Below are 14,663 nucleotides of genomic sequence, written 5' to 3' on the forward strand. Positions count from 1 at the left end.
AATTCCTGTTGCTACTTAGATTTATCATTTTAAACTTGAATGATTTGACTGGACATTATCGCTTACCTGTTCATTGTTTTCGGCGTTATCTGTGGGGTGCAAACCATTGTTGTAAAGATGGCTCTCAACTGAAAACATCTACTGGCCATTAAAACGAAGACGATCGTAACTGACCCTGCGGCCCAGCTCCCCATATTTGCTTATAAAGTTCAATTGCATAAAACGGTGTCAAACGTGTCATTGCCTAAAGGTATAAAAGTGCTTGAACGATGTTCTGATGGATTAAGTTGAAGATGAATAAAGATTAATCACCAAATCGCTATAACAGCTAGGTCAGTTTAGCGGTATTTACGCTGAAAGGGTGGCCACTCTGTTTTTAAGTGCTACGCCTTCATCAATAACAGATGTAAGCTCGATTGAAAAGCATATAATGACTTCAAAAATGAATCAGATTATTTTCGGCAGTATTGCCCTAAGCGTTATTCATGCACTGATTCCTAGCCACTGGCTCCCTTTTGTCACTATAGGAAAGGCCCAGGGCTGGGGACTTGGGCAGATCTTGCGAACTACGCTGCTGGCCGGAGCTGCACATACACTAAGTACTACCATTTTTGGTCTTCTAGCAAGCTTTGCTGGTTTCCAGCTAGCAGAAAATCAGCATATAATTGCTCAGAGAGTGGTTCCGCTGCTTCTTTTGGTGTTAGGGATATGGTTTATTATGCAGCATTTAAGGGGAGATGAGCACCGCCACATCGATGAGAAAATAGTAAAAGGTAAAAGCTACAAGCAGCTGGTGTTTTCTCTGGTCACTGTGATGTTTTTATCACCGTGCTTTGAAATCAGCGCTTATTTTCTAAGTGCCGGTACAATGGGTTGGATGTCAGTGGCAACTATCATTATTATTTATAACATTCTTACCATTGCAGGTATGCTAGTAATGGTTGCGCTAGCAAACCACGGGATAAATAGACTCAAAGTTCACTGGTTGAATCACAATGAGCAGCTGATCACCGGTTTAACATTATGTTGTCTTGCCATTTTTAACTTTTTTATCGAGTTATAATCCGGTATATTATTATTCTGTCCTGTACCAATAAAAAAGCAATCAAAACTAATCTATCCAGGCAAATCTCTTGGGGAGAAAGCAGGCGAGTCAGAAAAAGATTTACAAGAAGCCGATTTTCTTATGTAACAGCAGAGCAGGATATCAAACACAGGAAAGTACTCTTAAAGGCATGCCAATTTAATTAAGTGTACCAATTTGTCCCTCTTGACCATTTCTGTCCATAAATTAGAAAGTACGACAAAGTTCGTTTTAACCACGGTTTTTCTGAAATATAAAAGGCGTATTGTGCTACTTATGCATATCAACATGTCATCCGGAATATTTATAGTAACTATTTTGGAATATTTTTTGTGAATTTTTTGGAATATTTATTTTATTTTTTCGTAAAATCGTTAGCTTTGCTTAAACGAACTTATACGAAAATGAGAAAAATCTTGACCTATGCAGAAGCGCATGAAATTGTTTCGCCGATGTATGATGTTTTGGCTGATTGCATTCAAAGTAGTTTCGCTGAACACTTATCAATGTGTGATTTAGCTAATCAATTTGGTAGGCCTGTGTCCTATGAAAATCGAACGAAGGCAAATATCATACACGATCACTTAAAGTCGCATGTTGCTGAAAAGTTTACTAATAGCAAGATTTTCGAAGTTGATAAATGGAACAATATATTCGGCGTGAAGGTAAAAGACGACGTATTCATTCGGTTTAATAAAATCAATGAGAGCCGCAAAATCAGCTGTCGTAAGACAAACCAGTATATTAATTATATGAGACAAGGAGAAATACAGGGATTTCCGGCTAGTCCAACTTTGCTCTTTGCAGGATATTTGCCTGATGAAAATTGGACCTCCATAAGAGGTATTTATTTGCTATGCCCTGACAATGAAGACACCCTTCACTGGTCATATGAACTAGACCGTCGAAATAGCAGTGAGCAATTATCAGTATTTGAAAGAAACGAAGGACGTAAAAGGAAGGTCAAGCTTAAACTCACGGACGAAGAAATTTATCAAACACTCAACATCAAGAAATCTGGAACGAATGATTCAGTATGAAATTCAATGAAAAAACATTAACCCTTGCCCGGGAATCACGCGGGTATACTCAAAAGCAACTTTCTGAAAAATCAGGGGTTGCCCAGGGTACTATTTCAAAAATTGAACTGGGCCAGCTTTCGGCTCCTGAGTACTTAATAGAATTGTTCGGTAAGTCCCTAAACTACCCTATTGATTTTTTCACTCAGGATCCATACTTCTATGTTAGAGGTCACTATCGGTCTAAACAGTCCATATCAGACAAGGCGTCTAAAATGTATTTGGCTAAAATGACAATTGTCGAACGCATTTTTACGACGTTACAGACGGCAGTCGAACTTCCTGAACCTAATGTGCCAAGCTGGGATATTGATGTAGATGGTGGAAACCCAGCTATGGCCGCTTTATTTGTAAGGGATAAATGGAAAATACCTAAAGGTCGGATTAACAACCTCACTGAGCTGCTAGAAGACAATGGTATTTTAGTGATGCTATTAGATCTTGGTGAAAAAGACGGTTTTAGTACTTACTCAGACATTAAATATCCGGTCATATTTCTTAACAACAGAAGGACCTCAGACCGATTGAGATTTACTTTGGCCCACGAGCTGGGACATTTAGTTTTGCACTGGGGCAAAAAAGACCATGGCCGGGATGAAGAACAAGAAGCACATGAATTTGCGAGCGAACTACTAATGCCCAGTCAAGATATAAGGCCTTATTTGAACAAACTCAATTCTAGTACGTTGACTGATCTAAAACGGTATTGGAAAACGTCGATGGCCTCTATTGCTCGAAAGGCCAAAGATCTGGGCACAATAACCCAGGATCAATATTATTATATGATGAAAGGCTTCTCTGCAAATGGCTATCGCAGTTTCGGTGAGCCAGAACTTTTTGAACCTGAAAAGCCAACAATTTTAAGTGATATCGTCGAGCTATATCTCACCGATCTCAACTATACGAAACAAGAGTTGGCTAGTCTTCTGCACCTCTCAATGGACGACTTGGAAGAGTTATTATTCAATAAGCCCCGACTTTTTCAAGTTTCAAGAAATTAAGCCCCTTCTGGGGCTTAATTAATATGGTAAATAGTCATCGTATGCCCACCAGCATACTTTAAAGTTAACTAGTACTTCGTTACCATTTTTGTCCAGGGTATAAAAACCAGGCTTGTATTCTCCATCATCAATACTATTGTATGTTGCTGATGCTCGCCATTCTCCATCTTGCTGACTTGATAATACTTGCAATAATCTATCGTCCTTCGGTAGAGCGTCGATAACATTATTCCAAATAACTGGTTTTATTACTCTCCTATCTTCCGAAATCTCATCTACCTCAAACTTAGACAGCGACTTAATTTTGGTAAAATATTCATCCCAGTACGCGGGACTAGATTGTGGATTAGTCTTGTCCTCATAAAGAAAAAACCGCCACACATCGCCACTTTCATCTAAATGAATATGTTCACGATTTTTGATCAGCTTTGTTATTTGAAGCGACGTTAATCCCTTATACTTTGTGTGAACGGGAAGTTGATCAAAATCAACTACAGAGGAAGACTCATTATAACCGAGTGGCTTATATTCTCTATTAAAAGCAGACCAATAACCTTCTTTGTTTTTCTGAATACCATATGGGAGGTTAATCCTAAAAAAATCAGTAAGCGCCATATATATTAAGCTAGGGTTTAAAATTATAACTGCTCCAATGTAAGGTTTCGATATATGAAGACCAAGTATTATACAATTGTTTTTAACTCCTATTAATTCTAACATAGGTTGCATTGGCATCAGGTGCAGCGCCTTTTCACAGTTGTTTTGTACAGCTGCTTTAACAGTTTGGCAAGATATAAACCGCATTTTTAAAAGCCCATCCCACGGCCGCGTTTCTGCTTGTGTTCCGGCTCCGGTTTGACTTGCTGCGATTGCTCCTTTTTAACTTCCAGATTCTTGTCCAGCCTGGCCTGTAACTGTTTGGCGGTAAAGCCAACATCCTGCCCTTTGATTGGCACGCCCTGATAGCTGTAACTGGAATATTTGAGCCTCCCTTCTTCTATCTTGTACTTGCAATCAATCCCTTTTTCTTTTAGCCGCCTCTCCATGTCTTCCGGGGTTTCTGATTCTTCTTTCAAAGCAGCCTTTATTGCGATATTAACGACCTTTTGTGCGTCCTCCTGGTTGACAGCCACATGGCGGAGCTTTCCTTCTTCAAGTTTTTCTAATTTAGAGAACCCAAGCTCCTGCGTGATCTCTTTACAGATCCGGACATTGCGTGCATAGTTGTGCGAAGTTTCCAGCGCCTTGCTCCCATCCGTCGGCACGCGGTTAATGTAAACATGAATATGCTGGTGCGGCTTGTCGTGGTGCTCGTAAACGACAATTTGATGGTCTTTCGGGTCAGCCCCCATCTTTTGACAATACCGGTTGGCCGTCTCGATCATTTGCTCGCGGGTAGGTTTCTCTTCCGGTTTCCAGCTGATGGATGAATGCCACACCGGTGTCTTGCACCGGCTGTAAGATGCCTCCTGCTGCATCTCAGCAGCAATGCCCTCCGGATCACGCGAAACCACGTTGTGCGTGACCAACAGATCCGCTTTGCCCATGATCTCTTTTCCTTCAACTGTATAGCCTGCCCCGTAATGGATCGCGCCTGAAAAGCTCGATCCGATCGATGTTTTGGCAATCATGCTTTTAGTATTTTTTTTAGTTGTTCCAGAACTTCAAGCAAAGGCTTCTCATAGAAAAAACCTTTGTTGGCATACGCCGCCAGCTGGTTAAGGTTGGTACCAATACCTTGCAGGTTGCGCTTTTCTTCCTTCTCAAACCGCACTTGCACCTGGTGACCTGTGCTCAGCCGGCGCAGGTATTCAGACACGCTCAGGCCGGCAAGGATCGCGTTGGCCTTGATCTGTGCGTGCTCCTGCTCAGTGACCCGGACAGGGATCATTTTACCTTTGTTTTCCCGCCTGGCTGAACCGGCCTTGCGGGCTTCATAATGCGGGTTCTTCTCATTGTCTTCCATAGCCTAAAATATAAAAGGTGTCCGTGACACGGGGTTTGGGGCAGCGCCCCGGCAAGTCAAGGGAGGCACGACCGGTGTGTTTGGAGATGCAGATTTGGAGCGGAGCGAATAATTTGTATATACAAACACATGGCTTGCTTTACTCTAACACAAACAAGAAACAAACGAATATAAGGGCAAGTAACTCTTTTTTTACTTTTTTCTCTGTCATTTATTGAATATTATATATTTCTGTTCTATTTTCGTTTTATAGTTGTTTAAAAAGTGTCTTTTTGTTGTCCTATGGATAAGAAGTATGTCTTGCAGGCATTTGAAATGAAGCTGAAAGGTCGCTTTGATCTGCTGGCCAGGTACTATGGCGATTATCTCTTTGACATTCCCGCGCAAATCATGATCCGCCAGGTCAAAGATGAGCTCGATATTGAAATCACAGAGGACGCCATCTATAACCTGAAAAGAAGACGTAAAAGTAAGCAGGCCGCCCAGCTCGCTCCACTGGTAGCTGCACCAGGCTTGCCGGTGACCAGACCACTGAATCAAGTAGTCGTCCCTCCTGCCCCGCCTGAACAAGATTTGGGCACAATCATTGAGAACGCTACAAAAGAACCAAAAGGGAAAAAAGATCCGGGAATGGATTTTACTGATTTCTAATATTGTACTTTATTAATAATCAATAACTATTAGCATGAAGCAAATTAATCTGGTATTACAGTCAAAAGGTGGCGTAGGCAAATCCCTGTTTATATGGTTTGTAGCACAAAACCAGAAAGAACAGAAAACAAATTTTATTGACCTGGACGAGTCTACCGGCACATCCATCGGGCGCTTGGGCGCGGTAGTCGGCAAAGATCGTGTCCGGAGTTTCTCGATACTCAATGAGTACAAGAAAATGGAACGGGATGTGATTATGGATCTGCTCGAAAAGCTGGCCAAAGGGAAATCTGAAAATTACTACATTGATTTCGGCGCACCTGAATCGGCTGAATTCTTACGCTTGTTGCAAGAAGACGCACTCGCTGATGAACTGCGCAGGGAACTCGCAGATATGGATACTATGCTGCGTTTATTTGTCATTGTTGCAGGACGTGATGCCCTCGCTTCCTGCGTAAATTATTACAACGCGGTGTCTGCTGGAATTGCCGGGCAATTCCCTATAACAATGGTGGTCAATATGGGCACTTTTGGCGGTAAAGAAACGGCTGAAAAGGCGGTTGAAAAACTTAAAGAACTTGGGATAGATTGCAAACAATTCGGCGACTTGGGAAGTGGTGGGGCTGTTACCGAGATAATCAACCTGATCAGCAAGCCTGATCCGGATCCGGCATCCCTGGGTATGATGTCCAGGATCATGTACCGTAAAAAACAGCAAGAAATACAGGAAATTATTAGCTGATGGAAAAACATACAAACGTCGCTGCGGAGCGCCACAGGCTGGCACTCCGCTTTAACTTATCAGAATCAGCAATCGAACCCGAGATCGTACCACTGATGTTGGCTGTCGAGAAATCCGTTGACAAAATTGAACAGGCCGCTGCGAAGGTGAATGAAACGATCAGGCCGGTTACCTATAACAACCACTATGGGCATAACGCTTCAGCCTGGACCATATGGTGGGGGAACCTGTCTACCGGCATTGGTCAGAACATCGTCGCCGTAAGCCTAATCTTTTCCGCTTTTCTTTTATGCTGTCTGGGCGCCTTTATGATAAAAGATGCCATGGCTGATAAGGAGAAAATTGAGCTTGCTGAAACAAAGTGGAATTTCATTTCCAGGTACTTTGAACGCAATGACAATGGAGAAATTTTCATTCCAAAAGAAAACTATCTAGTCACGGAGGACAAAAAAGGCATTATACTTATTAACCGCGAGGAATAAACTTCAATTTCAACAAAAAGCCCATAGCGCATGCAGGATGATTTAGAAAAATTGTATGGAATTCTGAAAGACGGAAACTCGGCCGGCATTGATATCGTCCCATTTTTTGAAGGCTACGAAAGGGAACGTATGAAGAAAATCTTTAACAGAGCAATCAATGAAGGCTTTGCCGATACACCAACTGTAACTACTTATAGCTCTGGAAAGGAAATATTCCTTCGCTTTAGCAAGGAAGGAAAGCAATACCAGTCTTATCAAGTATACTGCGACAGGCATAAAATACCCGAAACTAATATCAGTAATAGCATTTTTGGTAACCATAACACAGCAAACAATGTCGGACAGGATATCAAAATAGAAGAGCGGCTAGAAAATAGTTTGGTAAAAACACCAACAGATAATAATAAGCATGAAGTCAAAATGGCAATATCCCAGTTCATATTCTGGCTTTTTAGTGCCCTTGTGACCGGTATTGGCCTGGGCTTCACATTGGCCAAACTAATTGACAAATGAGACTTACCAGTTTATGCAGTAGAACTCTATGGCTAAGTCAAACGAATCCAATAGGCTTTCTCCGAAAAGATTAGCAGCAATCTTAGCTGCCAATGAAAAGTGCCACCAACTCATTCGAGAAATTGGGAAAGAAATCTCAACTGGCGCATCAATAGTCAAAAAAGACCTTTCAGGTTTTCCACCAGACAGTCAAATTGTGATTTATATGTTACTAGAAGATATTTCTGTTATTCCGATCCGCTTTACCGGCCATACAAAGGGGATGATTCTTATTTTTCGTGAATGGAAAATAATTAAGGATCAATTATTTATCAAAACCAATAATCCAGAGCTAATACTAAGGGTTCCGACATTCGATTTTGAAGAATGGTTTGAGTTGTTTCTCTTGTAGATAAAAAAAACCGGCCATATTCCATCTGACGACAAAGAGATGACTTAAGACTGCTTCTTCGTGTGTGCCTCTTGCTGTGGACGAATCAAGCACACTGCCATATTAAATCGCCTTAGATCGTACTGCACAAGATTTTGTTAGGCTACTGATTGGGCAATCCGGAGACTATAAAATATCAAAAAGTCAATGCCGGCAGACAGTTACAAAATATTGACCTGAAGCCGCAGTAAATGAACATTGAAGGAGTAATTGATATGTATCAATTACTGGGCCAACCTGCGAAAAGTTGCAGAAAGTATAAACGAATATTTATAATCACCTTAACGTGGAACAGTGGGTTATATTGCTTAGCCAAACTGACAAAAAGGCGCACACAATTCAAAATCAGTATAACTAAAAAATTAGTTTTCAGCGGTTAATAGAGTTCATTATATCTGCCCGTTTTAAAGTTACATCATATAATGAGGTTAACTTTTAAGAATGTAGCAAGTACAACACCCCAAAAGACCTTTTTAGCGTGCGCGCAGCGACGCAGGCCGAATTTGTGTGTTGGAAATAAAATATGTCATGAGTGACGGAGGAACGAATACCGATTTGTTATTTTTCCCCTATTATAAGTTTTTATAATAATAGCTATATATATGGTGGCAAAGTTCGACAGCAATCAATGTTTAGTACTTGTAGACGCTGTTTTTACCGTGGCGAAGCTCGACAGCAAAGAGACACACGTGGCAATGCCCGACAGCAAGGAGGCGAAGAACGACAGCAATGCTTATTTATGGGGCAATACTCGACAGCAAAGAGACGATACTTGACAGCAATGTGGCGATATTCGACAGTGATGTGACAACACTCGACAGATTTGTGGCAATACTCGACAGCGAAGTGACTTATCATGATGTCATAACTACTTCACGCAAGTTTTTGAGCCAATACTCGACAGCACTAACGATATCTAATGATTTTTTAGCTCTCAACCCCCAGGGCAAAAAATTTGAGGGTTACAAGGGTCAAACTAAAACAGCTTGTAGGATGATATGAGGCAATACTCGACAGAAAGCTGCATTGAATTCTGGAACAAGGTTGACACGAATCCACTTGAATCGAGGCAATACTCGACAGCACTACCTACTAAGAAAGCCATCTCTAATATACTGTTTAGCCTGTACTTTGGTAAGTTGCTGATTATAAGCCTTATAATATACTGAGACCAGTATGTCTATTTTAATGTCCGTATCCGCGTCAGCGTTAGTTAACCAGCGTTGAAAGACATCCGTTTCATCCTTTATTGCTACTTTAGAATGCTTAGAATTGAAAATATTTCTTAGTTCTATGATCAATGAATTGAAGAATAAATGATCTCCTCGCCGTTCTGTCAAGGATGAAATGTTTACTGAACTTGAAAAATCTAGCTCAACCCAGTACTCTTCTTGGTAAGGTTTAGAAGGGTCACCCTTTACGAATCTGTAGGAGAAAGGAAAGTCTCCCTTTTCTTGAAAAAAATCTAGTATTCTCTTTAATGACTTTTTCCTGAATCTATTTTGCTCTACCTCTAACTCTGCCAAATCAGCTAGATAATCCACTGAAAATCGAGCTGTGGTCTCTTTTTGGCTTAGTAGTTGATGCCTAGTCCTCTGAAGGATTAGATATAAGCTTTTCCGGCCATCTCCTCCCCTACCCTTACCAATTTTGGGATAACCATTTGTTTCAATGGTATAGTATCGACTAATAAAGCCATCTAGCCATTCATCAGAGATTCTGATCTCATAAATTTTTATGGTGTTTGATTGCCGGTTCAGATTCAGCTTGATATCCTTAAGGATCGGAAAATTCTTAAGCTGTATTACCTCATTTTTTGTATTGACCGCGTATGACTTCGCAAAAATTATATTCTTTTGAAGCATGTTAAAAAGCGCATAGTCAAAGACAGAAACAAATTCATGCCCGAAGTACTCTGGAATAACTGCCTTGGGATTGGCAATAAAGTACGGATGTTTCCTGGCTAAGTCCTGCCTATTTCGGCCAGACTCTTTACAAAAATCTTTCAGCGTGAATTTAGTGTACCCAAAAAGATCCTTCTTCAAGTTTTTGCTAATAAATACAATAAAATCCTTTACTATTCCAGCATCCTCACCAAACGACTTCCTTATGTCATGAAGATTATCAGCAACACTTCTGTCGATTCGACTTAGAAAGAAGTCGTTTTTTGAACTAATGTCACTGCTGACGTTAGCTTGGGTTTCTTTTTCCTCCATATACAAAGTTTAAAGCACTACTTGCAGCACTATTTAAGACACTAAAACCAGCACTGTTTTTAGTGCTATTTATCACTATTTAGCTTTTCCAAAACCGCCTCAACAATCCAATCGTGGATACTGATCCCTGGCTTAGGCGACCCAGGCCTACGGGGACGCTTCAATCGGCGACTATCAATCTCACTAATGATTTGGCCAGTAAGGCGCACATTGATGTGCTTTGCCCTTTCCGGATCAGCAGGGGCAGTTTCTTTAATAGTACTCCCTCCTTTATTAATGACTGCCTCAATGTCGGCTTCGGTCACTTTTGGTTTACGCGGTGGCGGTAACGTGGTTGCCATTTAATACACGGTTAAATAAGTCCTCTATTTCTTTGGTTGCTTTGGTGTCGATGCTTTCACCCTCAAACGGTGTAAGCCCCAATCCAGCGGCGTTGCTAATAGCTTTACGGTTACTGATCGGATAAGGCAAATAAGTGAGCTGAGAAATCTGAGAGAGCGCTTCTGCAACATCTCGGTTATCAGCACTACGAATATCAGCACGGCTCAGGAACGTATAAGCAATTAATGGCTCAGCCCGAATCGATTGAATTTCGTCTATAAGATCCGTTACCTTAGTAATTGTCCATAGATCAAAACTGCGCGGTACAAACGGTATCATTGATACGTCAGCCACAGATAGTGCTGCCCTTTGACTAGTAGTGTCTCTTCCACCCGTGTCAATTATGATATGATCATATTTTGGCTTCATGGCTTCAACTTGTTTCCTGAGATTTGCACCAGTCATATTGACAAGCGTGTATCCCGTATTACCAAGTGTCTGCTCCCGCCATGCGGTAAAATCAGAAGACGTTTCCTGATCGTCTCCATCAACGAGCAACACATCCTTCCCTTGGCTTGCTAGCCATCCAGCCATCGTCGTAGCAAGGGTACTCTTGCCTACCCCACCCTTAATTGAGTTGAATGATATTACCACTAGTTCTTGTGTTAAAAATGATGCTGCAATTAATACAGAATCTCACACAAAAACAAATGCTATATCTAGTGTTATTTTCAGTGCTTGTTTTAACACTATTATTGAAAAACACTTTCAATCTATTAGGCTTTGTTCAAACTATCAGATTGTAATAAGCGGAATCTACATGACGCTGTTACTCAATGCTCTTAAATCATGTAGTGGTCTAGGGCATAATTTGATCGCAAATCCTTTGTACATTTCTTGACAAAACTATCTTGATACGTAAAGGAACGATGTAGAGTAGGAGGGAAGAAGTAGCAGCAGTCGATAAAATCATCAATAGGGACCCACAACTCATAAATGAGCAAACTTATTGAACTAGCCGGTCAGTAAAATGTATCATGATGGCAAAAGTAGGTTCTTAAAAATTAGGAATTAGTACTCTGGTTCTTGTCGAGCTAAAAGTAGCACAATATTAAACACTTTTTCCAGTGCTGATTTTAGTACTGTTTTAGCACTTATATTAACACTAATAGTTAAAACCAAGCCAGTCATAAACATTCAATCATATGAGGATTGGAACTAAGTAGGGGAGGGGAAGCCGCCTTTGCTGATGTAAGAATTTCGTTAAACACCGCCAGACAGAATTTGTTAAATGAAATTAATTAACCGGGATCGACCAAAATGTGGCCAAGCTTAAAAAGATCGAAGCCAAATTTTACCTGATCAATATCAGCCCTTCCGGAAAGGAGCTCGACCATATTGGCAACGACCCGCAAAAGCTGAAAGCATTTGCGCGGGAAGTGATGAAGGAGTATGCAGGGAATTTCAACAAAGGGCTATCTGAAAAGGATATCAAGTATTACGGCAAAATCGAATACAACCGGTATTACACCCATGAAGACCCGGAAGTAAAACAGGGCCTCCGGAAGCGTGGAGAAGCCAAGGAAGGGTGCCACATGCACGCGCAGCTGATCGTGAGCCGCAAGACGGCAGACAATGGCCGACTGATTAGCCCGATGACCAACCACCGGGGGAGCAATGCCGGCCACAGCCAGAAATTCGGGCAGTTTGACCGGTTGGGGTTTACCGAGCGCTGCGAGAAGGCTTTTGACCGAACGTTTAGCTATAAACGTGATCTAACGGAGACGTTCCAATACCGGAAGGTGATGCTGAACGGGACAGCGATGGAACGGGCCGATATGATTGTGGCCGAGCGGGGCTACCAGGCCAGGCAAGCCAAAGAGCAGGGCCAGGCTTTGGAGCCGAGCAAAAGGGAGAAGAAAGAGTTGGCGCAGCAGCAGGAAACCGGGCAGGAACAACAGAAAAAGCATGGAATTAGTAGGGGGTTATGATCAGATTCAAATTGGGTTGGATAAAAATAGGCCTGACAACGCGTCAGGCCTATGATCTATAATGTTCCCTTAGTTAAAAACAACCCTAATTTTATCTATATCCTTTTTGTTATTCTTGTTTGGACGTACATGAAGATAGTACGTACCTCTGGGAAAATCTTTTACATCAATGGCCAATACATTCTCCTTAATCAATTTTTTATTAAATGCGTCCTTAATGGGGACTTGTTTAACAATTTTGCCTGTGGCTTCCTCGTATATGCTAATATCCTCAGGTAACCCTTCCAGATGCTTCGAATTGTCAAATTTCATGTAAAGGGTTTTGACAGTTGGGTTTGGGTATAATGCAAACCCGGAAAACGCCTCAAATCCCATTGACCTGTTAGCTGTACCACAAGAGTTTGTTGCAGATACTGGGTTAAATTGAACAGATTGACCTGGTGGTAGATTAAAATCATATTGAGAGAAATTAACCCCGTATGATCCCCCATAACCAGGCATTGGGTTCCAATTCATGTTCCCTGTCATATTGGTAAGGACCAACTTACTTTGATCATACTCAACTGTATAGTTTGTATTTGGCTGGACGAACGTATAATTGCTTGCTGACGATCCATTATATTTTATGGATCCCATATCGGGCGTACCCCACCAAACATCTCTGGTCGTCGTAAAAGTTGAGTTAGCCGGCCCAGAGGTAGCGCTAATTTGACCAACTCCTCCACCAGCCGATGACGAAGCTTTAACTGTAACGCTATTGCCCGTGCTACTCACAATTGTAAGTGATGGACTAGCCGACCATGTAACAGACTGCCCCGGAGCCAAATTGGGCAATGTGGCTGTCTTATTTAAATTAGTACATACGTTTGAAATCGGTCCAATTTGCATGGGAACCAGCGTTCCTATAGACGTTAAATTCTGGTTCGGCGAAAGCCACGCTTTTAATGACTTATTGGATGGCTTATTTGAATTCCACATAGCAGAAATCTCTCCAAATTCTCCCTGACCCGGATTGCTGCCAGATAGCAAGCCAATTACTCGGCCATACTCACTAAATAATGGTCCTCCTGATGCACCATCGGCTGCTGATGACGCCCCTTCGTCAAAGGTCACCGTAAGTTTATATGGATCAGTTGATTGAGGTACTGCTTTGTGCCCATTTGCATATCTTTGGGATTGGCCACCTGGGTGACCTATAAACTTCATGGTGCCGGACGTCTCAGTTCCACGACTCCAACCTGCAAAATTGAGATCGGGAGGTAACGGAAGTGCAGCAGCGTTTAATTCGAAGAGGGCCATATCTGAGTAGAAGTCAGCGGCCCGAAAAGTGGCTTGATTATAAATCGCCATGCTGGCACCTCCAGTGGTAGCGTTACAGGTTAACCTGCGCCACCGAAATCTAACTTCCATTGAGTTCTCAACCGAAGCTATTTCAGACGGTGTAAGATTGATATCAAGACTTTTGTTAGTAATACAATGCCTTGCCGTCAGAATGAATGCCCTTCTATCCTGCGCCTCATTGTTAACGAGAACACCTGTACATTGTTTTGGATTACCTTCCGCAGTTGTGACCGTAATAAGGCAGATCGAGTTAGACAGCGTTGGAATCATATACTCAGCAAACCTGCACACAACATCGATCTGAGCTTGCACATTGATTGAAGAAATTCCTAGAAGAAGTGCAAGTAGAAATTTAGTAAATTTATTTTCTCGCATAAAAGAATAAGTTTGAGTTTTAAATATTATTTCACTTAGGCATATGGACGTACTCATTAGATAAAGGTGAATAACTTGATAAGGTGGATCTATTCGAATTGCAGGGTCTAGGTTCGCGTTCAAGCTTAAAGTTAAATTTATCGCCTTTTGAAATGTAGGTCGTGTCATCTGCATTAATGACCACAAATATCCTGACCAAATTGTTGTACTGTTTTCCGTTAACAGTGTCACTGACCACAGGAAGAACAACACCTTTGGGTGCAAATGTTAGCTCCATATCTAAATCTACAATCCAAGATGGACGTCCATCAATTTCACATTGATCTCGCATAATAATAGTACCCCAAACATCTATGTGCTTTACGCGATCATCACAAGACAGTGTGGACATACTAATTATTGCCAAAACGCTCGACAGAGTTCGAAATGTTGGTTTCATATCTAAGTCATGTTTAGTTAATTCAGGTTTTG

At 41.5% G+C, this 14,663-nt stretch carries 16 protein-coding genes; 9 read left to right on the forward strand and 7 right to left on the reverse strand.

Annotation, left to right across the window (positions count from 1 at the left end):
- Positions 1–442 precede the first annotated feature (442 nt).
- The 3 genes from FEN17_RS26635 (at position 443) to FEN17_RS26645 (ending at position 3,164) form a co-directional block, all read left to right on the forward strand.
- The gene (locus tag FEN17_RS26635) at positions 443–1,063 is read left to right on the forward strand and encodes a hypothetical protein (protein ID WP_138368476.1); all 621 of its coding nucleotides are present in this window, start codon (positions 443–445) and stop codon (positions 1,061–1,063) included.
- A 425-nt stretch (positions 1,064–1,488) separates the two neighbouring features.
- Positions 1,489–2,124 (forward strand): hypothetical protein, encoded by a 636-nt coding sequence (locus FEN17_RS26640; protein WP_138368477.1) that lies wholly within the window; start codon positions 1,489–1,491, stop codon positions 2,122–2,124.
- Positions 2,121–3,164: a helix-turn-helix domain-containing protein gene (locus tag FEN17_RS26645; RefSeq protein ID WP_138368478.1), complete on the forward strand. Its 1,044-nt coding sequence runs from the start codon at positions 2,121–2,123 to the stop codon at positions 3,162–3,164. The genes FEN17_RS26640 and FEN17_RS26645 overlap by 4 nt, the downstream gene beginning before the upstream one ends.
- A gap of 18 nt (positions 3,165–3,182) precedes the next feature.
- Here FEN17_RS26645 and FEN17_RS27575 read toward each other — a convergent pair whose 3' ends face one another.
- From FEN17_RS27575 to FEN17_RS26660, 3 genes are read right to left on the reverse strand one after another with little or no spacing between them, the layout of a single operon-like run.
- Entirely contained in the window at positions 3,183–3,968 is a 786-nt protein-coding gene (locus FEN17_RS27575) for a hypothetical protein (RefSeq protein WP_205748195.1), read from the reverse strand.
- Positions 3,969–3,970: 2 nt separating this feature from the next.
- Positions 3,971–4,795 carry a relaxase/mobilization nuclease domain-containing protein gene (locus FEN17_RS26655; RefSeq protein WP_138368479.1) on the reverse strand — a complete coding sequence of 275 codons (825 nt, stop codon included), beginning with the start codon at positions 4,793–4,795 and terminating at the stop codon, positions 3,971–3,973.
- Positions 4,792–5,130: a plasmid mobilization protein gene (locus FEN17_RS26660; RefSeq protein ID WP_138368480.1), complete on the reverse strand. Its 339-nt coding sequence runs from the start codon at positions 5,128–5,130 to the stop codon at positions 4,792–4,794. The genes FEN17_RS26655 and FEN17_RS26660 overlap by 4 nt, the downstream gene beginning before the upstream one ends.
- Positions 5,131–5,412: 282 nt before the next feature.
- Between FEN17_RS26660 and FEN17_RS26665 the strand changes: the two genes are divergently transcribed.
- From FEN17_RS26665 to FEN17_RS26685, 5 genes are read left to right on the forward strand one after another with little or no spacing between them, the layout of a single operon-like run.
- Positions 5,413–5,781 (forward strand): hypothetical protein, encoded by a 369-nt coding sequence (locus FEN17_RS26665; RefSeq protein ID WP_138368481.1) that lies wholly within the window; start codon positions 5,413–5,415, stop codon positions 5,779–5,781.
- Between the two features lie 34 nt (positions 5,782–5,815).
- Positions 5,816–6,523: a P-loop NTPase family protein gene (locus FEN17_RS26670; protein WP_138368482.1), complete on the forward strand. Its 708-nt coding sequence runs from the start codon at positions 5,816–5,818 to the stop codon at positions 6,521–6,523.
- Entirely contained in the window at positions 6,523–7,005 is a 483-nt protein-coding gene (locus tag FEN17_RS26675) for a hypothetical protein (RefSeq protein ID WP_138368483.1), read from the forward strand. The genes FEN17_RS26670 and FEN17_RS26675 overlap by 1 nt, the downstream gene beginning before the upstream one ends.
- 30 nt (positions 7,006–7,035) lie before the next feature.
- Positions 7,036–7,518, forward strand: coding sequence for a hypothetical protein (locus FEN17_RS26680; protein WP_138368484.1), 483 nt, complete (start codon positions 7,036–7,038; stop codon positions 7,516–7,518).
- Positions 7,519–7,546: 28 nt separating this feature from the next.
- Positions 7,547–7,909, forward strand: coding sequence for a hypothetical protein (locus FEN17_RS26685; RefSeq protein ID WP_138368485.1), 363 nt, complete (start codon positions 7,547–7,549; stop codon positions 7,907–7,909).
- Between the two features lie 1,124 nt (positions 7,910–9,033).
- Here the strand turns inward: FEN17_RS26685 and FEN17_RS26690 are convergent.
- Positions 9,034–10,164, reverse strand: coding sequence for a hypothetical protein (locus tag FEN17_RS26690; protein ID WP_138368486.1), 1,131 nt, complete (start codon positions 10,162–10,164; stop codon positions 9,034–9,036).
- A gap of 312 nt (positions 10,165–10,476) precedes the next feature.
- A complete protein-coding gene (locus FEN17_RS26700) occupies positions 10,477–11,139 on the reverse strand; it encodes an AAA family ATPase (protein ID WP_138368488.1) in 663 nt (220 codons plus the stop codon).
- A 668-nt stretch (positions 11,140–11,807) separates the two neighbouring features.
- On the opposite strand from FEN17_RS26700, the gene FEN17_RS26705 reads away from it, so the two are divergent.
- Complete coding sequence (locus FEN17_RS26705; protein WP_138368489.1) at positions 11,808–12,476, forward strand: DUF5712 family protein; 669 nt, start codon at positions 11,808–11,810, stop codon at positions 12,474–12,476.
- A 69-nt stretch (positions 12,477–12,545) separates the two neighbouring features.
- Here the strand turns inward: FEN17_RS26705 and FEN17_RS26710 are convergent, their stop codons facing one another.
- The gene (locus FEN17_RS26710) at positions 12,546–14,249 is read right to left on the reverse strand and encodes a trypsin-like peptidase domain-containing protein (protein WP_205748196.1); all 1,704 of its coding nucleotides are present in this window, start codon (positions 14,247–14,249) and stop codon (positions 12,546–12,548) included.
- Positions 14,224–14,663 (reverse strand): hypothetical protein (locus tag FEN17_RS27380; protein WP_205748197.1); only part of this gene is annotated, 440 nt, incomplete at its 5' end. The genes FEN17_RS26710 and FEN17_RS27380, both read right to left, overlap by 26 nt.

The organism is Dyadobacter luticola, assembly GCF_005860805.1.
Taxonomy (GTDB): Bacteria; Bacteroidota; Bacteroidia; order Cytophagales; family Spirosomataceae; genus Dyadobacter; species Dyadobacter luticola.

Bases quoted from the DNA above. Each gene is read 5' to 3' on its own strand.
- FEN17_RS26635 (WP_138368476.1), top strand. From the start codon at position 443: ATGAATCAGATTATTTTCGGCAGTATTGCCCTAAGCGTTATTCATGCA.
- FEN17_RS26640 (WP_138368477.1), top strand. From the start codon at position 1,489: ATGAGAAAAATCTTGACCTATGCAGAAGCGCATGAAATTGTTTCGCCG.
- FEN17_RS26645 (WP_138368478.1), top strand. From the start codon at position 2,121: ATGAAATTCAATGAAAAAACATTAACCCTTGCCCGGGAATCACGCGGG.
- FEN17_RS27575 (WP_205748195.1), bottom strand. From the start codon at position 3,968: ATGCGGTTTATATCTTGCCAAACTGTTAAAGCAGCTGTACAAAACAAC.
- FEN17_RS26655 (WP_138368479.1), bottom strand. From the start codon at position 4,795: ATGATTGCCAAAACATCGATCGGATCGAGCTTTTCAGGCGCGATCCAT.
- FEN17_RS26660 (WP_138368480.1), bottom strand. From the start codon at position 5,130: ATGGAAGACAATGAGAAGAACCCGCATTATGAAGCCCGCAAGGCCGGT.
- FEN17_RS26665 (WP_138368481.1), top strand. From the start codon at position 5,413: ATGGATAAGAAGTATGTCTTGCAGGCATTTGAAATGAAGCTGAAAGGT.
- FEN17_RS26670 (WP_138368482.1), top strand. From the start codon at position 5,816: ATGAAGCAAATTAATCTGGTATTACAGTCAAAAGGTGGCGTAGGCAAA.
- FEN17_RS26675 (WP_138368483.1), top strand. From the start codon at position 6,523: ATGGAAAAACATACAAACGTCGCTGCGGAGCGCCACAGGCTGGCACTC.
- FEN17_RS26680 (WP_138368484.1), top strand. From the start codon at position 7,036: ATGCAGGATGATTTAGAAAAATTGTATGGAATTCTGAAAGACGGAAAC.
- FEN17_RS26685 (WP_138368485.1), top strand. From the start codon at position 7,547: ATGGCTAAGTCAAACGAATCCAATAGGCTTTCTCCGAAAAGATTAGCA.
- FEN17_RS26690 (WP_138368486.1), bottom strand. From the start codon at position 10,164: ATGGAGGAAAAAGAAACCCAAGCTAACGTCAGCAGTGACATTAGTTCA.
- FEN17_RS26710 (WP_205748196.1), bottom strand. From the start codon at position 14,249: ATGAGTACGTCCATATGCCTAAGTGAAATAATATTTAAAACTCAAACT.